The organism is Marinomonas alcarazii, from assembly GCF_003208215.1.
GTDB lineage: Bacteria > Pseudomonadota > Gammaproteobacteria > Pseudomonadales > Marinomonadaceae > Marinomonas > Marinomonas alcarazii.
The window spans coordinates 590,942-613,636 of the sequence record NZ_QKLW01000001.1; the positions used below are offsets into that span (position 1 = coordinate 590,942).

The 22,695-nt window shown below is 50.0% G+C and carries 3 protein-coding genes; all 3 read left to right on the forward strand.

Annotated elements, in window-relative coordinates:
- Positions 1-8 precede the first annotated feature (8 nt).
- From DFP75_RS02675 to DFP75_RS02685, 3 genes are read left to right on the forward strand one after another with little or no spacing between them, the layout of a single operon-like run.
- Positions 9-9,674 (forward strand): non-ribosomal peptide synthetase, encoded by a 9,666-nt coding sequence (locus tag DFP75_RS02675; RefSeq protein ID WP_110571957.1) that lies wholly within the window; start codon positions 9-11, stop codon positions 9,672-9,674.
- A 9-nt stretch (positions 9,675-9,683) separates the two neighbouring features.
- Positions 9,684-18,938 carry a non-ribosomal peptide synthetase gene (locus tag DFP75_RS02680; protein ID WP_110571959.1) on the forward strand — a complete coding sequence of 3,085 codons (9,255 nt, stop codon included), beginning with the start codon at positions 9,684-9,686 and terminating at the stop codon, positions 18,936-18,938.
- Positions 18,938-22,693, forward strand: a complete 3,756-nt coding sequence (locus DFP75_RS02685) for a non-ribosomal peptide synthetase (protein WP_110571961.1) — start codon at positions 18,938-18,940, stop codon at positions 22,691-22,693. The genes DFP75_RS02680 and DFP75_RS02685 overlap by 1 nt, the downstream gene beginning before the upstream one ends.
- The last annotated feature ends 2 nt before the right edge of the window (positions 22,694-22,695 follow it).

Below are 22,695 nucleotides of genomic sequence, written 5' to 3' on the forward strand. Positions count from 1 at the left end.
GAAAACTCATGTCTAACCAAGTCACTGTATCGCCCTCAACAATGAGAGCGCTCTCTAACAACATCGAAGCAGTCTACCCACTAGCGCCGATGCAACAAGGCCTGCTGTTTCACACATTAATGAATCCAGACAGTGGCATGTACTTGCTGCAATATCGTCACGTGATGGTAATGGAAGACCTTAACCCTGAAGCGTTCCAGCAGGCGTGGCAAAAAGTAGTTGAACGCCACGAACTACTGCGTACAGGGTTTGTCTGGAAGCAGCAAGAGCAACCGTTGCAAGTGGTCTTTAAAGAAGTCAATTTACCCGTTGAATGGCTGGATTGGAGCAATCTGCCAGAGTCTGAACAGCAACAACGTTTAGATGACTTGTTGGCGCAAGAGCGAGCTCAAGGTCTGTCGTTTAGCCAAGCTCCTATTATGCAGGTGCGCATGATTAAGTTGGCTGAGAATACATGGCAGTTTGTGCGCAGCTATCACCATATCCTGATGGATGCGTGGTGTTTCTCCATTATTATGATGGATTTCTTAAATTACTACCGTGCGCTATGTGAAGGGCGTGAATTGACACTGCCTACACCACGTCGTTACCGCGAATTTATTCAATGGTTAGGTCAACAAGCACCGGATGCTCATAAAGATTTTTGGCAACAGCGCTTACAAGGCTTTACGACTCCTACACCATTAGGCGTGCGCCAAGCAGGGCGCTATCCTCTTGACCCTGAAACAGGCTCAGTTAAGGACCAAGTGCAGCATCTGACTATTGCAGAAACGGCCCGTTTACAACAAGCCGCAGCATCGGTAAAAGTCACCCTGAATACTCTCGCGCAAGGCGCTTGGGCGTTGCTGTTATCGCGCTACAGTGGCGAGCAGGATCTACTATTTGGTGTGACCGTGGCGGGGCGTCCGCCTCACTTAACAGGGATGGAATCCGTTGTTGGCTTATTTATTAATACTTTGCCCCTACGTTGGCAAGTAGACGAGACGGTTCCGCCCGAACAATGGTTGCCCGCATTACAAGCAGAGAACTTGGCGTTACGTGAACATGAGACCAGCTCCCTTGCAGATATTCAAAGCTGGAGCGAAGTTGAAAACCAAGACCTGTTCCAAAGCTTGTTTGTGTTTGAAAACGCACCAATGGATGCAGGCCTCAAACAAGAAAATCTTGAATTTATCATTCAAGATGCGACCAACCGGACGCATACCAATTACCCCATTACAGTGGTGATTATTCCGGGTCAGGCTTTGCATCTACAGCTTACCTACCAGACTGCGGATTTTGACTCAGCACACATTGAAAGCATGTTAAGCCATTACCGCACCTTGCTACTGGCACTGGCGGATCAGGTATTAGCGAGTCAGACAGACGTACAGCACTACCGTGCTTTGCCGATGTTGTCCACTGATGAGCAGCAGCAATTGGCTGAGCAAGCACAAGGCCCAGAGCAACCACTTGGTGAAGATTATATCATGCGCTTTGAGCGTATAGCTCTAGTGCAGCCAGATAAAGTGGCGGTCGCGGACACGACCTTGAGTTTGACATACGCAGAGCTTAATCAGCGTGCAAACCAGTTAGCGCACACGTTACGAGCTCAGGGTGTCGTCGCTGATCAAGTAGTGGCCTTGCTGGGGGAGCGGGATTGCGAATTACTGGTTATGATTCTGGCTGTGTTGAAAGCAGGAGGTGCATATTTGCCTCTTGATCCACACCACCCACCGTTACGCCTGGGGCAGGTATTGGCACAAAGTCGCGCCGCGTTGGTATTGTGTCAAACGGCCTTTACAGAATTAGCCATAGATGCCAAAGCAGAGTTGGAAGGCGTGACCGTTTTGCCATTTGCCATGGCAGAGCAAGCCTTAATCAAAGATCTAGAACATCCACATAACGCTAATCTAAACCTAAGTGTGCACCCAGATCAGTTAGCGTATGTCATCTTTACTTCTGGTTCGACCGGGCAGCCTAAAGGGGCGATGGTAACGCGCCAAGGCATGCTCAATAACATGCTAGGTAAGTTTGCCCCGTTAGCACTGAGTTCAAATGATGTGATTGCGCAAACGGCCAGCCAGTGCTTTGACATCTCCGTGTGGCAATTTTTAATCGCTGGAATACTGGGGGCCAGAGTCGAAATCTTGCCAGACTGTATCAGCCAAGACCCAGTACGTCTCGCCACAGAGTTAACAGAGCGCCGTGTGACGATACTGGAGCCTGTGCCTGCTCTTATGCAAGGGCTACTGTTACAACAACATACCTTGGCCGACTTACGTTGGGTGCTTCCTACTGGTGAGGCCTTGCCTCCCGCCTTAGCGCAACAATGGTTCGATGCTTACCCAGACATCCCTATGATGAATGCCTACGGCCCAGCGGAATGTTCTGATGATGTGGCGTTTTATCCGATCAACTATCGCTTAGACGACAGTGTGCACCATGTGCCGATTGGGCGTGCGACGCTTAACAATCGCTTGTATGTGTTAAGCCCTGAGCTAGAGCAGATGCCCATTGGTGCGATAGGTGAAGTCTATGTGGCTGGGACGGGCGTTGGGCGTGGCTACTTAAACGAGCCTGAACGCACCGCGGCGGCATTTATACCGAATCCCTTTTCGACTCAAGGTGAGCGCTTATATCGCTCAGGTGATCTAGCGCGCTGGACTGCCGAAGGTCAACTTGAATATGTCGGACGAGTAGATTACCAAGTTAAAGTTCGCGGTTACCGTATTGAATTAGGGGAAATTGAGGCACGTCTGGCACAGCATTCAAGTGTGCATGAAGTGGTGGTGATCGCCAGCGACGATGCCAAGCGTGGCAAAGTTCTTGTGGCGTATGTGTGTGCCAAAGACCCTAGCTTGGATTTGTCAGAACAGGGCAGTTGGACAACCTTAAAAACCTTTGTCGGTGAAGGCTTGCCAGATTATATGGTGCCGTCTGTCTTTATTGGTTTAGAGCGCTTACCACGTAACCGTAATGGCAAAGTAGACCGTGCTCAGCTGCCTAGCGTAGATTATGATAGCCTGCGTCAAGCGGATTACGTCGCGCCATCGAATGATGTCGAGCAGCATATCGCTAATATCTGGCAGCAAGTGCTTGGCTTAGCTCAAGTTGGTGTGCAAACCAGTTTCTTTGAGCTAGGTGGGCATTCTTTGTTAGCGACCCGAGTGATCGGGCAATTAAGCCGCGAGTTTGATCGCGATATTCCATTGCGTACCATTTTTGAACGGCCTACCGTTGCCCAGCTTGCTCAGTGGTTAGACCAGCAGAGCGTTGCCGCAACACCGCGCTTACCAGATATTACAGCGGTGGATCGTAGTCAGACTTTACCCGTGTCGTATGCGCAACAACGTATGTGGTTCTTACAACAGCTAGAGCCTCATAGTTCAGCCTATAACTTATCTGCGGCATTGCGTTTACAAGGGCAATTCGATTCGCAGCAAGCAGAGCAAGCGCTTAATACCTTGGTGGCACGCCACGAAATCCTGCGTACACGCTTTGTGTTGCAAGGAGAGCTTCCCGTGCAGCATATTGCTAGCGAATGGTCATTGCCTCTGAGCCGTGTGGATTTGAGTCATTTAGCCCCAGAACAACGTGAAGAAGCGTTACAAAGCCATTTAAAAGCCGCAGCGAACACACCATTTGCCTTGGATCAAGCACCGCTCCTACGGGTGACGTTGCTGCACTTGTCAGAGCAAGAAAGCGTTATGGCATTTTGCTGTCATCACATCATTGCAGATGCTTGGTCACTGCGCTTAGTGATTGACGAATTCTGCACCTTATATCAAGGTCAAACACCCGCACCTGTGGCTGCTTTGCAATACGCGGATTATGCTGCTGCGGAGCAGGGCTGGATTCATTCAGGAGCGCTTGAGCTTCAGCTGAACTACTGGCAACAACAGCTTGCAGGAGAGCTTCCGGTACTGGACTTGTGTGCGGATCGTCCAAGACCTGCTAAGCCAACAGGGGCTGGTAAACGCTTTGGTATCATGTTGCCCGAGGCGCTCGGGCAGCGTTTACAGCCGTATTCAAATCAAGCCTTTGCCGTGTTTATGGGGGCGTTCCAATGGCTGCTAGCTCATCGTAGCGGGCAGCAGGAGGTGTTGATCGGTGTGCCATCTGCTAACCGTGACAACCTTGATACTCAATCTATGTTGGGTTGTTTTGTTAATACACTGGTGCATCGTGCCGAGTTAAATCCAGCGGCGACACCTGAACAATGGATGGCAAGCGTTCAGCGCCAATCCCTGGATGCGCAAGCGAATCAAGTCTTGCCGTTTGATTATTTGATTGAGCAGCTAGGTGTACCACGTCAGCTTGGTTACAACCCAGTCTTTCAAACCCTATTTAACTACTTGCCCGAAGCAACTTTGGTTGGCTTCGAATTAGCCGATGTCAGTGCATCTTGGTTGGATAATCGTCCAGATACGGCAATGTGTGACTTTAAATTGGATGTACTGGCGCAGCCTGCCAACGAAGGGGCAGAAGCAGGGCAACAAAGCGCCTATTTGCTGAATTTTGAGTACAGTTGTGATCTTTTTGATGAAGCTACTGTGCGTGCTATGGCGCAGGAATACCTCGCTATTTTCGAATGGATGCTGACCAATCCAGATCGCCCATTTGCACAAATGCAGCTAGTAGAGCCAGCTAATCAGCCGCTATTGACCGCACTACAACCAGCCGCGGCTACCCAGCCATTAGCGCCTGAATCTGATGTATTAGAGCGTTTCGCCCGTCAAGTGGCTGAGCATCCTCATGCCATCGCTGTGCAGGCGGCAGAGCAAGCGCTTAGTTATCAGCAATTGGATCAACTGAGTAATGCTTTGGCAAATACTCTGATGGAGCAAGGGGTTGTTCAGGGAGAGCGCGTGGCTCTGTGCGTCAATCGCACCGTAGCAATGCCGATTAGCATGTTAGCGTGCCTGAAAGCGGGCGTCGTATATGTACCCGTTGAGCCGGATTGGCCCCAAGAACGTGCTAGCTATGTACTAGAACATGCAGGTGTCCACTATTGCCTAACCGAGCCAGCATTGCAAAACTGTGTACAGCAGTGGGATGGCGAGCTTCAATGTCTCAATGTGCCCACGGCTCTAGAGCAATTAACCGACGCGAATACCGTTTCAAATTTAAGCTCTGTGGCCCCCGAGTTAGCGGCGTATATTCTCTATACGTCGGGCTCCACTGGCCTACCAAAAGGCGTGATGATCAGTCGCGCTAATATGAATTATTTAACACAAGACTTAGAGCACAAACTGAGTTTGAGTGTTGGAAAAACCGCACTGGCGCTGACTACTTACTGCTTTGATATTTCGTTTGTTGAGTTGCTGTTCCCGTTGACTCAAGGGGCGTGTGTATTGATGGCAGACAAGCAACAAGCGCGCGATCCGAAAGCCTTAGAGCATTTGTTAGCAGCACATCAAGTGGACTTTATCCAAGCGACCCCTGCTACTTGGAGCCTTTTGCTTAGCCATACTGATTGCCGCTTTGATGGCATGGATGTGATTGCTTGTGGTGAGGCCCTGTTTGCGGAGCAAGCCGAGCGCTTACTCGCACGTGGTGCGCATTTGTTAAATGGCTACGGTCCGACTGAAGTTACTGTATTTGCAGCGTATCAGCCTGTTACCCATAGTAGTCTCGCGCAGCAAGCTCATCCTATTGTGCCAATAGGTCGCAGTGGTGACAGTGTGCGCTTGTATATTCTTGATGGCGCGTTACGTCCAGTTCCGGTAGGTGTACCCGGCGAGTTGTATTTAAGTGGTGGACAAGTGGGTGTGGGCTACTATCGTGCTCCAGAGTTGACCGCTCAAGCATTTCTACCTGATCCATACAGCGACCAGCCTGGCGTGCGTATGTATCGTACTGGGGATTTGGTATGCCTAAACCAACAAGGTGAGTTGGAATACCTCGGTCGCTTGGATTTTCAGGTGAAATTGCGTGGTTTTAGGATCGAATTAGGTGAAATTGAAGCGCAACTTACCCGTGTAGCGGGAGTAGATAATGCCGCGGTGTGTTTGACTGGTAGTGGCGAACAAGCACAGTTGGTTGCCTACTGGAGTGGCACAGACATTGATACAGATGTCTTGCGAGCACATCTTAAAGCGCATCTGCCTGACTATATGGTACCTGCACAATACATCTATATGACGCAGATGCCGCAAAACAGCAATGGCAAAATCGACCGTAAGCAATTGCCTGCCCCAGATAGTCTTATCCATCAAGGTGAGGTCTTTGCGCCAACGACCGAATGGCAAACACGTTTAGTCGAACTATGGGGTGGGTTGCTCTCTCGCGAGACGATCAGCATTAACGATGATTTCTTTGCCGTAGGTGGCCATTCTCTCTTGGCTGCGCGTTTGGTGGCGCGTTTGGGAGAACAGTATCAGGTGAATTTACCGTTAGCAGCGGTATTCGAATATTCAGTACTGGCGGATATGGCGGCCCAGTTAGAACAAGCTCAGCAAGCCATCGTCATGCCTGCGCAAGCGACCCTTGAGCCTGTGCTCATGCACAGTACACAACAGCGTTTATGGTTCTTAGAGCAGTTCAGTGGGGCCGCGAAAGCTTACCAGATCACCTTGGCGGTGCGGTTACCAACACAGCTTGATGAGTCAGCATTAACGCAGGCATTAAGTCAGCTTATGGTACGCCAGCATAGCTTACGGACACGCTTTTTCGAAGCCCAAGGCAACCTGTGGCAACAAGTGCAAGCGGCCATAGAAGTACCTTTAGTTGTGCATCCTGAGTTATTAACGGAAGAGGCATTGGAGCAGCAGCGGCAGCAAGCCATGCAGCAACCATTGCAGCCAGAGCAGGCTCATTGTTGGCAGTTAAATCTATTTTCGCTGACCAATGGGGATACAGTGTTGCAGATAACCATGCACCACTTAATTGCCGATGCATGGTCATTGGAGGTGTTCTTCCGTGAGTTAGAAGCGCTGTATCAACAGGCGCTTAATGCTGATGCTGAGACGCTTATCGGTACGGAGCATGAGGCGCTAGCGCTGCAATTTACTGATTACAGCCAATGGTGGTCTAGCGCAGCAGCTGAGCAACATTTAGCGCCGCAACGTGACTACTGGCTTGAGAAGCTTTCTGGGCCGATTCCAACGCTGGATTTGCCGCTTGATTTACCGCGTCCGAAGCAGCAGAGCCATCATGGCCGTCGTTTGCGTTTCGAGTTAAGTGACGCGCTAGCTGAACAGCTTGCGAGTGTATGTCAGGCGCACAATGTGACAGCTATGGTGCCATTAATGAGCGCATGGCAATGGCTGTTATCACGCTATAGCGGCCAAGAAGAAGTGTGGCTCGGTGTGCCAGTGGCGAATCGTCATCTGCCTCACACCAGCGACATCATTGGCTTCTTTGCATCAACACAGGTTATTCGTGTGCCGCTACAAGCATGCACCAATGTCGCTGAGTTGTGGCAACACACCAAGCAAACTTTAATAGAAGCTCAACAGCATCAGGATCTGCCATTTGAGCAGTTGGTTGAAAGCTTGCAAGTCGAGCGTGACTCAAGTCGTTCACCTCTGTATCAAGCCTTGTTTAACCTGATTCAAGTAACGCAACAGCCTGCGTCTTTTGCTGGAGCGGAATTGACCCGTTTGGATAATGAAGATCAAACGGCGATGGCAGATATTGGTTTGCATATCGAACAACAAGGGGAGCGCTGGTGCGCAGTATTGGAGTACAACACTGATTTATTCTTCAGTACCACAGCACAGCGCTATGTACGCCAGTATCTGCATGTACTCGAAACCATGCTAACGCAACCGCAGCAAATGTTGGCTAACTTGAGTGCGCTCGATGCACAAGACGTTGCTCAGTTGCAGCGTTGGAACCAGACACGAATTGATCTGAATCCAGAGCACAATCTAGTGACTCGTTTTGAACAGCAAGTAGTGCGAACGCCCGACGCCGTAGCGTTACGTCATCATGACAGCCAACTCACATACTCTGAGCTAAATGAACAGGCCAATCTATTGGCGCATCATTTGTTAGCCTATTCGGTTGCGCAAGCGACGCCTTTAGAGCGCATCGCGATCTGTCTAAAGCGCGGGCCAAGCTTAGTGATTGCGTTATTGGCTGCGCAAAAAGCGGGTGTCACCTATATTCCGTTGGACCCTGATCATCCGGCGGAGCGTTTACAGAGTATTTGCCAACATGGGGCGCCACAATTGGTGCTGAGTGACGGTGAATCAGCCAGCATATTCCATAATGAACAAGTACAGGTATGGCATCTGGCAGACACTCTCAACACTCCATGTACATCGAATTGGCGTAGTAACCCTGAACAGTGGACTCATGCACAACAGGCGGCTTATGTGATTTATACCTCTGGCTCAACCGGTACACCTAAAGGGGTGATGGTATCCCGCGCCAACTTAGATGCCTTCTTAGCAGGCATGGATGAAGTGATTACACTGGATGAGTCTGACACTTGGCTAGCCGTGACGACCGCTGCGTTCGATATCAGTGCGCTTGAGCTATACCTGCCGCTATTGCACGGCGCTTGCGTACTGATGGCAGACCGTTACCAAGTGCTTGATGGGGCTGAGCTGATGCCATTGCTGGAGCAATCAACTGTGATGCAGGCCACCCCTGCGGGTTGGCAAATTTTGCTGGCTCATGGGCAAGACAACTGGCCGACCGTGAAAGGCTTGATTGGTGGTGAAGCCGTTAACAGCGAACTGGTCGAAGCGCTATCGCAAAAAGGTGTAGCGCTTACCAACGTCTATGGCCCAACTGAAACCACTATTTGGTCAACCAGTGCGGTGCTTGATGAAACCGCTGAGAGCTCTGTTCATACTGGTATTGCGCCAATCGGTTCTGCTATTCCAAATACCCGTTGCTATGTACTTGATGGTGCATTACGTCCGGTGCCATTAGGTGCAGTGGGTGAGCTATACATCGCAGGGGCTGGGGTAGCGCTTGGTTATCATGATGGTGCAGACCTGACGGCACAAGCCTTTATGCCGGACCCATTCTATGGCGCAGGGCAGCGTATGTATCGCACAGGGGACTTGGTGCGCCGTTTGGAGAATGGCCAGCTACAGTATTTAAGCCGTCGTGATTTCCAAGTCAAAGTGCGTGGTTACCGTATTGAACTTGGGGAAGTCGAAAGTGCATTACGTCAATGCAAAGAGGTACAAGATGCGGTGGTTGCTGCGGATACCCAACAGCGACTATTAGCTTGGGTGGTGCCGAGTGAGGTTAGCGCAACTGAGTCATTTGACAGCACGGCTATTATGGCTCAAATCGCCCAGCTACTTCCTAACTATATGGTGCCTGCAGCTGTGTTGAGTATTGCCCAGTTGCCTCTTAATACCAATGGCAAGGTTGATCGCAAAGCTTTGCTAGCAAGTGTTGAGACGCTGGCATTAACCCGCTCATCCCGTGCTCCAGAAACACAAACTGAACGTACTTTGGCTCAGATATGGCAACAATTGCTCAATCTTGAGGTCGGGGCGGAAGACAGCTTTTTCGCACTTGGAGGGCATTCATTGTTAGCGATGCAGTTAATGAATCAGGTGGAAAGCCAATTTGGTGTACGCCCTGATCTGCAATCCTTGTTTGAAACGCCAACTATCGCAGCGTTAGCCGCTTGGCTTGATGCGCACCAAAGTGAGCAAGATCAGCAATTTGATGACTTGGACTTTATGGATCAGTTGCTTAATGAAATTGAAGGCTAAATTACCGCTATGAAATCATCTAGATATGCAGAGATTGCCAAGCGTTTGGCGGCTTTGCCTGAAGCACAACAAACTTTATTTCGTCAAAAACTGGCAGAGCAGGGGATCGACAGTTGGCAATTGCCCATCGTGCCTGCTAAGGCAGCGGTAACTAAGCCGCTATCGTTTGCACAACAGCGCTTTGTCATGGCCGAATCGCTCAGTGAACAAGCACTATATAATTTATGCTCCATGCTAGAACTAAGTGCCATGCCTGATGTAGCACTTTTGACACAAGCTTTTCAGCAGCTTGTGGCGCGACATGAAATCTTGCGCACATGCTACCAGCAACAGGACAACGGCGACTGGTATGCCAGCCTGATCGAAGACGCTTGGTCTGCGATGGAACAAGAAGCAGTATCCAACGTTACGCCGGAGGTACTGCAATCCTGCTACGAAGAAGAGCTATCACGCTCATTTGACTTAGCAAATGAACACCCATTTCGTGTGCGTTTGCTTCAGTCAGAGCAGGGGGCTTGGTTGTTCTTCACGGTACATCATGTGGCATTTGATGCGTGGTCGACACAAGTCCTTGTAGGAGAGCTAACGCATATTTATGCGGCGTTACAAAATGGCCAAACGGTACAGTTAGCCGCGCCTGCGATTCAGTATTCGGACTATGCTGTGTGGCAACGCAGTTGGCACGATAGTGACGACTGCACACGTCAGCAAACCTATTGGCAACAGCAACTTGCACAGTTGCCGAGCCATTTGTCATTGACGACAGATTATGCGCGTCCGACGTTACGTCAGCGTCATTATAGTGGGGCATTAACCAGCCTAACTTTACCTGCTGATGTCGTGCGGGATTTAAGAGCGCAAATCAGTAACGAAGGCTCGACCTTATTTATCTATTTGCAGACCGTATATGCTTGGATGCTTGCGCGTAACGCAGGGCAAACAGATCTATGCATGGGGTCATCAGTCGCCAATCGTGGTCGTAATGAGCTAAACGACATGGTTGGCCCATTACTTAATACGTTAGTGATGCGTCATCGTTTAGACGCTAACCCAACGTTTGCCCAAGCGCTGCAAAACGCACAGACCATGATGGCGCAAGCGTATGATCATCAGGATGTGCCATTTGAGGCATTGCCTGAACTACTGCAATGGCAGCGTGATCCGAGCTATTCGCCTATTTTTCAGGTGATGTTTGTACACGTTGCCTTGCCTGCGATCCAGAGCATTCGGTTTGGTCAGGCACACGCCAAAGTGCTTACACCTCAACAACATCAGGCTCGCTTTGATTTAACCCTACGAGTGGTAGAGCTAGCTGGAGAAGAGATTCGTTTAGATCTGGAATACAGTACAGAGCTATTTGCTCAAGCCACGGCAGAGTGTTTTCTTGCACAAATGGCGAGCTTGATTGAGCGGACGACTAGCTCCTTAGACGCAACTAAAAATATCACTGTAAATGATTGGCGTTTTCCTTACGACCACAGTTTGTCTACTGGGCCAGCACTGCAAAGTGTGCCCACGCATTTGCCTGAGCAGATTGCTCACTGGGCTAATGAACGCCCACATGCCGCTGCATTACGCACCGCGACAGAAACATTGACGTACGACGAGCTAGGGCGTCAAGTACAGAACCTAAGTGCTTGGTTAGCTGCACAAGGTGTTGTTGAGGGCGATAGAGTCGCGTTGTGCTTACCCCGTAGTATTGAACAAGTGACTCTCATGCTGGCGTGTTGGCATCTGGGAGCCATTGCCGTGATGCTGGATCCTAAACAGCCTGCCGCACGTTTGCAGCAAGTCATTGCCAGTGCGCAAGCTCGCCTAACGCTGGTTACCCCGCACGCACACTTGTCTGAGTTTGAGGTGCCTGAGTTTGAGGCAACCACTTTGGTAATGCCTGATCTGAGCTCTTTGTCTGAAGGTTCTGCTGCTAAGGTGTCATTGACGCCCGATCAAGCGGCGTATCTCTTATTTACCTCCGGCTCGACTGGTACGCCCAAAGGGGTGTTGGTGAGTCATGGCGCAATGGCTCATTACGCGCAAGCGCTATGGGACGTGTTGCCTGCTACAACAGTGCAAACTTGGGCGACGCTAGCGACCACTGCGGCAGATTTAGGTATGACATCGGTTTTGTCAGCATTATATCGCGGTCAGACGCTGGTGCTACCGGATGCAGAACTTGCCTTTGACCCGCTAGGGTTAGCGGAGTTTATGGCACAAGAACCGGTGGATTGTCTCAAGATAGTACCGTCCCATTTACGCGGACTGCTCAGTGTGTCTGAGCCACATCGTGTACTCCCTCGTCAGCAATTGATTCTCGGTGGTGAAGGAATGGACGAGGCGCTGTTAGCACAGCTAAGAGAACTCGCTCCAGAGCTTACTATTGTTAACCATTACGGCCCATCTGAGGCATGTGTTGGGGTGGCTTGCCATGTGTTGGATTCAGAGCAGAGTGACGCCGCGAGTTCACGTCTACCGCTGGGTAAAGCGCTACCGGGCATGACACTAGAGGTACGTGATGAACAAGGGCAAAGGGTGCCTGTAGGTTGTCAAGGCGAGCTGTATATCAGTGGGCCACAACTGGCGCTAAGCTATTGGCAACAGCCTGAGCAAACGGCTCAAGCTTTCCCGCAGGATGCACATGGTCGCTGGTATCGTACAGGTGATAGAGTGCGATTAACCGCAACGGGACTGCTAGAGTTTTTAGGTCGCTGCGATGATCAGATTAAGCACCGGGGCTATCGCTTAGAGCCGGGTGAAGTCGAGCACTGGCTGATGCAGCAAAATGAGCTGAGTCAGGCACGTTTACGTCAACAATACCAAGGTGAGCGCGCACTGTTAGTCGCATATGTGGTTTTGCATAGCGCCAATGATGGATTGGAGCCATTCGCCCCATCACTGGCGGCATTGCAAACACGCATGGCTCATGAATTGCCGAGTTATATGGTGCCGGATTTATGGCAAGTCATGGATCACTTACCTCTTAATGCCAATGGCAAAGTGGATGCTAAACAACTGCCCTGGCCTTTGCTTGATGAACAAGATGGCGTGCAACGTCAAGAGGAGGCATCACTGACGGCCAACGAACAGCGCTTAGCGCTGCTTTGGCAGCAAGTGCTCAAGATAGACCGTGCCACCGCCCAAGATAATTTTTATGACCTCGGTGGTGATTCGATTCTAAGTCTACAGCTGATTGGCTTAGCGGCGCAGCAGGCGCTGCGCATTACGCCTGCTGAAATAGCGCAGCATCCAACCTTAGCGGAGATGGCAAAATGTTTGCCAGAGCCATCCGAAGTTGAGCTGCCAGAGACGACGCAAGCACTCATTCATCTATACAACGAGGTGTTACAGCGCACTGACTTGAATGCAGAATCGGACTTCTATCAAGTGGGTGGTGACTCCATATTAAGCTTGCAATTGATTGCCAAAGCACGTGCCCAAGGTATTCAACTGACGCCTAAGCTATTGACGCAAGCGGCAACACCTAAAGCCTTGAACCAAGCTCTGCATCCAGTGTTAGAGAGCGAAACTAAGGCGGAGAGCGAAGCTAAGTCGGAGAGCGAAGCTCGGGCGCAAGAGAAGCAACAAAACGTGTCGGATAGCTCAAACCATGCGCCGCAAGCCTATCACTCGATTCCAGTTCGTCTGCACCCAGACCAAGCGGTGCCTGTATCTGCTGCGCAACAGCGTTTATGGTTCTTACAGCAGCTCGAACCGGATAGCACGTCTTATCATGTGAGTCAGTGCTTTGAGCTACAGGGAGTGCTTGATCGTGAAGCATTATCTAAAGCTGTTGAGCAACTTAAACAACGCCACGGAATTTTACGTTGTCGTTTTTACGAGCAAGATGGGCAAGTATGGCAGCAGCTTTATCAAACTGAGCGCTCTAACATGAGCTACCATGATGTGGCGGCTCAGACAGAAGCGAATCTATCGCTCAGTGCAAAAAATATTGTGCGTCACGCGCTGCAACAGGTATTTGATTTGGCTCATGGGGAAACCTTTGCGGTGACCTTAATCCGTCTCGCTCCAGAGCGCCATTATTTACTGGTTAACTTGCATCACATTGTCACCGACGGTTGGTCAATGGGGCTTTTGGTACAAGACTTCCTTGCTTTCTACCAAGAGAGTGGGGCATCGAACGAAACGCTTGTGGTGACGTCTCGCCCGGATTATTTGGATTGGGTAGCCTATCAACAGCTACAGCACCATTCATCGCATCAAACTAAGTGCGATGATTACTGGCGCAACAAATTAGAAGGTATGCCGCCAGCAATCGCACTCAGCACTGATCACCCTTATCATGCCCAAGGCGCTCCAGTAGGCAAGGTGCTTGATTACCAATTCACCTCTGCCGTGCTTACCCATATAGAACACAGTGCCCGTACTCTAGGGGTGACCCCGTTTCAGCTTATGTTAGCAGCTTTTCGTTTGCTGTTATGGCGTCACAGCGGGCAAACAGATTTTGCCGTAGGCTTACCTGTAGCGGGCCGTCAGCATCCTGAAAGTCAAAGCATGGTGGGCTTGTTTGTTAATACTCTAGTGAGCCGACACCCAGTGCAGCCAGAGGCGCCATTTGCCACATGGTTAGAAAGCATGGTCGACAGCTTGCAAAAAGACCTTGAGCATCAAGAGATGCCATTAGAGCAGCTCATTGCTAACTTGCAGCCAGAGCGCAATCTGGCTCGCTCACCCTTGTTCCAAGTCTTATTCAACTATCAGTCAGACTTACATGGCTCTCGAACTCTCAATACAGCAGATCTTGAGTGGCAAACGCTTGATTTGGGAGATGTAGAGCGTGCCGCTAAGTTTGAGATCAGTATCAATCTGTTCCGTCAGCCAGAAGGTTTGTCACTGCAATTGGAATACAACGCGAGCGTGTTTGATCAGGTTCGTGCTGAACAATGGCTAACAGATTATGTCGCCTTGATCGAAGCGGTTTGCGGCGATGCCAAGCAGAGCATTGAACAGTATAGACTACCGTCTATGGTGGCTCCTCTGATCCCGCACTCGGAGGCGATTACAGCGCAAGAGGATTTTCTCACGCGTTTTGAACAGCAAGTTCAGCAAACACCTGATGCGACAGCGTTGATTGTTGCTGATCAGAAGATGAGTTATCAGGCCTTAAATGATGCGGCCAATCGCACCGCTCATTGGCTGTTAGCAAGTGGTTTGGTCGAGCATGGGGCTGCCGATGAGCAATGCATTGCTTTTTGCTTGCCGCGCACTCAAGCAATGGTGATTGCGTTGCTGGCGATTCAAAAAGCGGGTGCCGCGTATTTACCGTTGGACCCCAGTCATCCGCTAGAGCGTAGTCGCTACGTATTGGATCATGCGCAGCCCAAATGCGTATGGGTAGCCGATGAAGCAATGCAAACGGCATTGGCGTCTGATTTGGTTCCCACTATGACATGGCATAACGTACAAAGCTTAAGTGCTGTGCAACACTGTGATAATCCGATGGTAGTGCGCCACCCAGCCAGCTTGCAGTACTGTCTGTATACCTCTGGCTCAACTGGAAAACCTAAAGGTGTGGCGGTCGAGCGGCGTCAATTTGCAAACTTCTTAACGGCAATGGAGCGTCAGTTGCCAGCGTTCCAATCATTGCTCGCACTGACGACTGTTACCTTTGATATTGCTGGATTAGAACTGTGCTTGCCACTGGTGAAGGGCGCTACTGTAGTGCTGGGTAATGAAGACGATCGACGCGATAGCGAACGTCTCTCGGCTCTGGTTAAACAACATGGCGTGGATTTAATTCAAGCGACACCATCAGGTTGGCGTTTACTGGCTGAATTGGCCCCAGCAAGCCTTGCCAATATTACCGCGCTGGTGGGGGGCGAAGCGCTAGAGGTTGAGCTGGCTCGACAGTTACAGTCCCGTTGTAAACAGGTGATCAATGTATATGGCCCTACGGAAACGACTGTTTGGTCAACCTACCAAACGCTGCGAGGCAACTTATCCCATGCACTGGTAGCGATTGGTGAACCGTTGCGTAATAACCAATGCTTTGTGTTAGATGAGCGTTTACAACCTGTGCCAAAAGGCGTTATCGGTGAGTTGTATATCGGCGGTGACGCGGTTACCCGTGGTTATTTAAAACAGCCAGCATTAACAGCGGAGCGCTACATTCCTAACCCATTTATGGCCGATGGCTCGCGTTTGTATCGTACGGGAGACCGAGTGAAACAGCTTGCAGAAGGCGGTTTGTACTTTGTTGAACGGGCGGATCATCAAGTTAAGATTCGTGGCTTCCGAGTTGAACTGGGGGAAATTGAAAGCTTGCTAATGTCCCACCCCAGCGTACAGCACGCGGCGGTGGGAGTATGGCGTCAGCATCATGGTGATGTCTTGCACGGATACTGTGTGATGCGTGCGGGTCATGTCTTCGACAGTGCGGATTTGCGCACTTATCTCAGTGCTCAACTACCCGAATACATGGTGCCAAGTAGCTTGCAAGAACTCGCAGCTCTACCGCTCAATGCCAGTGGCAAAGTGGATCGCAAAGCATTGCCAGAGCCGAAACAGAGTGACGTTGCAGAAGTCAGCGAACTGACTACCGTGCAAGAGCGTGTCTTAGCAGACGCTTGGCAAGAAGTGTTAGGCGTTACACAACTGGGTAAAGACAGCCACTTCTTCCACTTAGGTGGTCACTCTCTGAGTGCGGCCCAAGTGCGTGCTCGTTTACGTAGTAAAGGCTGGTCGTTGCCATTGAAAGCCGTGTTCGATGGGCCACAGCTCGCTGCTATGGCCGAGCAGATGGTCAATGACGAGCAGCGTACGATAACGCCTGTGGCCCGCCAGACATGGATGCCTTTGTCCCCAGCTCAGCGACGCATTTGGTTTATGCAACAAATGGATCCCCAAGATGCAGGGTTTAATATGAACTTTGCGGTTCAGATTGATGGTGATCTATCACACAACGCCTTGCAACACGCGCTGGATGCGGTAGTAGCGCGTCATGAAATATTGCGTGTTACCTACCATGACCACCAAGGTACGCCGATGCAGCGTGTCAATGCTGAGTTAAATGTGCCAGTGCAGTACTACGATTTACGTGGGGCTGAGGCCGCTCATGTAACTGAGCAACAAGCTGTGGCGGCTGGGCAGGCATTTGATTTAACGAAAGAAGCACCGCTAAAAGTGTATCTCTACCAAATTGCCGAACACAGCTTTGTGTGCCAAATGGTGCAGCATCATATTGCATCCGATGGTTGGTCTGGTGAGCGTCTTATTCAGGATCTGGCCCATGCTTATCGCATGGCGATCAATACTGATGCGTCGGCTCAAGTTCAGTTGCCTGAGCTGACGGTGCAGTATTTAGATTATGCCGTATACCAACAGTCTGAAGGTGAGCGCCAACGCCAAGAACGCGGTATTGGTTACTGGCAGACACACCTACAAGGTGCACCGAGTCAGTTAGCTTTGCCATTCGATTACCAGCGTGGCTCGGAGCAAGGTCAAGCGGGCGGTGATGCCTACTCGTTCACACTAGAAGCGGGTGTTGCACAAGCATTACAGCAGGTCGCGAAGCAACACGACTGCTCTGTATTTATGGTACTTATGGCGTTGTACACCTGTGTGATTCACAGTGAAAGTCGGGAGCAGGATTTAGTAATCGGTACGGACTCTGCCAACCGAACATTGCCGGAAACGGAGCCGCTTATTGGCTTCTTCGTCAACCTTTTAGCACTGCGTTTTAAACCTCGTGTCACCATGAGTTTCAGTGATTATTTAGCGCACGTAAAACAGGTCTGCTTGGTAGGTTTTGAACATCAAGAAGTGCCATTTGATCAAGTCGTTGAAGCGGTGAAACCGGACCGAATCGCAGGGCAGCATCCATTGATTCAGGCGCTGCTGGTGTTGCAAAACCAGCCGTCGGCACCAGATGAACTGTTATCAAACAGTGCGCTAGGCAATATTCGCTTAACGCCTATACCTGCTGCACAAACCCACTCCAAATTTGATATGGCGTTGTTTGTATCTGAGGCCGAACAGGGGGCCTTAGCACTGCGTTGGGTTTACAGCAAACGCCTATTTGAACAAGCCACTATTGAGCGCATGGCGCAGGCACTGCAACAGCTAGCACAGTGGCTAACGACAGCCAGCCCTGAGCGCCAAGAGACATCGCTTACAGCATTAACTACGTTTATTAAAGGGACAACCTCTATGTCTGATACCCTTATGTCTGATTCCGATACGAAAAAAACACCTAGTAAAATGGGCAAACTCGGCAAACTGAAGAAAAATCGCCAGCGTGAGTCTAACGCTGCGAGCGGCCCAAGAATCAATGTTCGTCCACTGTCCTCAGAGCGCCCATTTCCGTTATTGGTTGAAAGCATGGAACCTGGGCTAGATGCCAATATTTGGGCGCAAAATAATCAAGCGCAGATTTTAACGTGGCTTGAGCACCACGGTGGTATTGTGTTCCGTGGTTTTAACTTACCAGATCCCGTGGTGTTCGAAAGCTTCTGCCAAAGCATGTACCCAGAGCTTTACGGGCAATATGGTGACCTTCCGAAAAAAGAGGGCGGCAAAAAAATCTACCGCTCAACGCCGTACCCTGATGATCAAATGATCATGTATCACAATGAAAGCTCTCACCAGTTTAGTTGGCCGCGCCGCCAATGGTTCTACTGCGAGATACCGTCTGTAGAAGGCGGTGCAACGCCTATCGTAGATTGCCGTGAAATGTATCATCGCTTACCGCAATGGGCGCGTGAAAAACTACTTAATAAAGGGCTGAAATACGTACGTCATTTCAGTGGTTTAGATGTAAGTTGGCAGCATTTCTTTAAAACAGAAGACAAAGCTGAAGTAGAAGCGATCTGCCGCAAGGGTGACATTCAATTTGAATGGTATGACGAAGATAAGCTGTGCATTAGCCAAAATTGTCCAGCGATTATTCGTCATCCTGTGACGGGTGAAATGAGCTTCTTTAACCAAATACAGCTGCATCATTACAGTTTTTTGGAAGAAGAAGTAAAAGCCTATCTACTGAATGCTGGTGGTGAAGATAAATTGCCACGTAACGTTTATTACGGTGATGGCGAACCACTCGAACAAGACTTGGTTGACCTGATTAGCACCCTTTATGAAGCGTGCGCGGTGCGTTTTGATTGGCAAAAAGGTGACGTGGTCATGCTGGATAATATGCTCGCTGCCCATGCCCGAGATCCGTTTAAAGGCGAGCGCAAGATCGCCGTTGCTATGGGCGATATCTACCGTCAAAGCGATCTGCTTGAAGCTGTGCAAAAGGAGGTGATCTGATGTCACAATTTAATCAGTCATTGACTCAAGGGGAAGCTCTCACCTTACAGCAGAAATGTGCATCACAAGCGCCAGTAGCCTACTGGCTCACTTTGCCAAAGCAAGAAGAAGCCAGTGTACGTGGGCGTTTGCAGGCTTTGGTTGATGAGCATGACATTTTGCGCACCGTGTATGGTCAGCAAGTAGGATATACCGAAACGCGTCAACAAGCGCTGCAAGAGAGCGCATTGGACTGGCGCTGCGTGGAAGGCGAAAGCGCAGAGTGCTTGCTGCATGAGGCGCTGGCTGTCTTTACGCAACAGTCAGCCCCGTTATTAGCGTGGTTTTGGCCCAGACCAGATGAAAACCGCTTATTGCTTGTCGCGCCTGCTCAGTCGTTAGACCAAGGCTCGGCCTTGGCGATTCGTCGTTGTTTGTCTGGGCAGAGCGACCTTTTGTTAGATGAGCCGACTCAGTATTTGGATTACGCTGATTGGGTTGCGGATTTGCAAATGGGGGAAGATGCGAGCGCAGGCAGTGCATTTTGGCGTGGTCTAGCATTGGATACATTGCCCGATGCAGCATTGATCGAACAGGTGGGGCAGTCGAATGGGGCACTAGAGTGCCTGAATGTTTCATTAGGAGAAAGTGCTGCTCATGCGCTGCGTAGCTATGGGCAAACCATGGATGTGGCCACTTCTGAAGTAGCGTTAGCGGTATGGGCCGCACTGCTAGGCTTGGTCAACGGCAAGGAAGAGTTTCAACTTAGTTACTTCTACGACTGTCGTACGGATTATGAAGAGTTAGAAGATGCTTTGGGACGCTTTGTAGTGCCGTGTCCAGTACCTTGTTACCAACCGTCTAAAAATACCTTTAGTAAATGGTTTGCGGGGCAACACAGCCTTTGGCAACAGATGCTAGAGCAGCAAGAATACCTAGGCATGAGTCTCGACTTGAGTGCTCACGCTAGGCAAGTAGGCTTTGCTTACCAAAGCTTACTGGAGCCTAATGAAATATCCGCCGCGCAGCCGATAGGGGCTTCTGAATTATTGTTACAGGTGAGCGAAACGCCGCAAACGATTGAGCTGTCTTTACACTACGATAGTGGTCGCTATAGCCAAGCGGCGGTAGCACAACTGCTACAACGTTATGAGCTGCTGTTAGCGCGTGCGTTGGCACATCCCAATGACACGATGGATACGCTGGATGTTTTCTTACTGGGCGAGCTGTCAGGGCTGGTGAATAACGATGCGACGTTTGTTCATACAGATCAGACATTTCTTGATAACTGGCGTATGAGTGTTGACCAATATCCCCAGCATCAAGCGGCTCGTTTCGTTGATGAAGTGTTAACGTATGCGCAAATGGATGCGCTCAGTGATCAAGTGGCGGCAGGCCTGCAACAACGTGGCGCGAGTGCCGGTAAGATCGTTGCCCTGTGTTTACCACGGAGTATGGACTTTTTAGTCACATTGCTCGGTATTATGAAAACAGGGGCGGCGTATTTGCCACTCGACCCAGAGCAACCCGAAAGCCGTCAGAATCTTATTTTAGCGGATGCTCAGCCTGTACTGACCATCGTAGAGACAGTCAATCAAGCGCAACAAATCACGGTTGCAGAGCTAAAAAATACACCAGCGGATTTTACGCCCGTTGCATTAAATCAAGCAACGCTGGCGTATGTGTTATACACCTCAGGCACGTCAGGTACACCAAAAGGCGTACAAGTGCCACATTCAGCATTGAGCCACTATTGCCAAGCGGCGATTCATGCACTGCAATTACCGAAAAATGCTGATTATGCACTCGTATCTTCGCCGATGGCGGACCTTGGCAATACCATGCTATTCCCGAGCTGGATACAGGGCGGGTGTTTGCATTTGTTAGACAAAGCCACATCTACCGACAGTGAGCTTTTCCGTCAGTACGTTGAGCGTTATCCGATAGACTGCCTAAAAATTGTGCCTTCTCATTTTATGGCGCTCAGTGAAGGCCAAGACTTAAGCGCCATTAGTCCACGTCAGTCTTTAATCCTCGGGGGAGAGAACATCTCAGCAGGATTGCTGCGCGCATTAGCGTCTGCTACACCTCTGTGTACGGTGTATAACCACTATGGCCCGACGGAAACAACTGTAGGTGTTATGTGGGGGAAAGTTGACCTTGAACGCGAGAGTGCCCGCTTACAGCACGTATTGGGTAATAACCGTGTGTATCTTCTTGATGATCATCAAGCGTCTGTCATAAACGGTACGGTAGGGGAGCTTTACATCGCTGGCCCTAATTTAAGTGCCGGATACCTCAACCAAGCAGAGCAAACGACTCAGGCTTTTGTGGCAGATCCATTTGCACCAGCACAGACCATGTACCGTTCAGGAGATCTGGCATTTAAGCGTGCTGATGGCAGTCTTGAGATTGTTGGGCGTGCGGATCAGCAGATCAAGATTCGTGGTTTCAGAATGGAGCTAGGCGAGGTTGAGTCAGCGCTTTCGAATTATGCCAGTATTCAGCAGGCGCACGTATTGGCACAGGGTGAAGGTGAACAAAAACGCCTTGTTGCTTTCGTGGTGGCTAACAGTGAGCAACACGAAAACGAACTTAAAGCATGGCTGATGCAATACCTACCTGATTATATGGTGCCCGCGCGTATTCTCAGAGTCGAGCGAATGCCTTTGAATGCCAATGGTAAAGTAGACCGCCATACCTTAATGAATTGGCTTGAAGCGGAGCAAAAGCGCCAGTTTGTTGCCCCTAAAAACGAAATAGAAATAAAAATACTTTCTATTTGGCAAGACGTACTAGGGCGTGAGAACATTAGTACCGAAGATAACTTCTTTGATCTGGGTGGTCATTCATTAGCGGCGATTAAGGTGATTGCGCGTTTGCGTCAGGCATTCGACATTGAGCTGGCGGCGGATATTATGTTCCACAAACAAACCATTACCGCGCTAGCAGAGGTGATGGTTAAGGGTGACGCCAATCAAGCGGATTATCTGGTGACATTTAGTCAAGTGGAAAGCAAACCGACGCTGGTTATGATGCACTCTCTAGGAGGGCACTATCAGTATTATCAACCCTTGATTGATGCACTAAAAGGACAAGTAAACCTTTATGGCTTACTACCAGATGTAGCGCTGCTGGCACATAGTACGTCTGCGGATTTGGACAAGGTCATCGATCATTATGCGGATCAATTAGAAGCGTTACGTGAGCAGCCAATCGTATTAGTGGGCTGGAGTCTAGCGGGGCGTATGATGATGTGGCTTGCGCAAGCGCTGAGTGAGCGTGGTTTTACGGTGCAGAATGTAGCCATCATTGATTTTGATCCGACTCAGGTGCTGAGCAACGTTGATAATGAAAAGCAACAATTGCTAGAGGACTTACAACACTATTGTGCACAGCAAGGCTGGACGATTAGTGAGGAGCAATGGCAGACATGGTCTACTGCTTTACCGAACGATTATGCTCAAGGCTTAGAACACATTCTTGCCAATGAAGCATTTGCATCTAAGTTGGACGAAAGCACGACGCAGGCAGAGTTTCATGATCGCATCATGATGCGCTGGTCATTGAAACGCATGTTTTATGATGCCCCAATCCCTGTGGTGAAGCAGCCACTGTGGGTGTGGCGCAGCAGTGAAAATGCAGCCCCTGTACATGCTTGGCAGCGTTACTCTTCACAGCCAGTACAAGGCTGGAGCATTGATGCAGACCACTTTGGAATCTTAGCAACAACGGAACTGGCTGAGCAGCTATTACAGCAGTGTAGCCAATACTGAGA

Excerpts from the sequence above, each read along its gene's own strand:
- DFP75_RS02675 (WP_110571957.1), top strand. The coding sequence starts at position 9 with ATGTCTAACCAAGTCACTGTATCGCCCTCAACAATGAGAGCGCTCTCT.
- DFP75_RS02680 (WP_110571959.1), top strand. The coding sequence starts at position 9,684 with ATGAAATCATCTAGATATGCAGAGATTGCCAAGCGTTTGGCGGCTTTG.
- DFP75_RS02685 (WP_110571961.1), top strand. The coding sequence starts at position 18,938 with ATGTCACAATTTAATCAGTCATTGACTCAAGGGGAAGCTCTCACCTTA.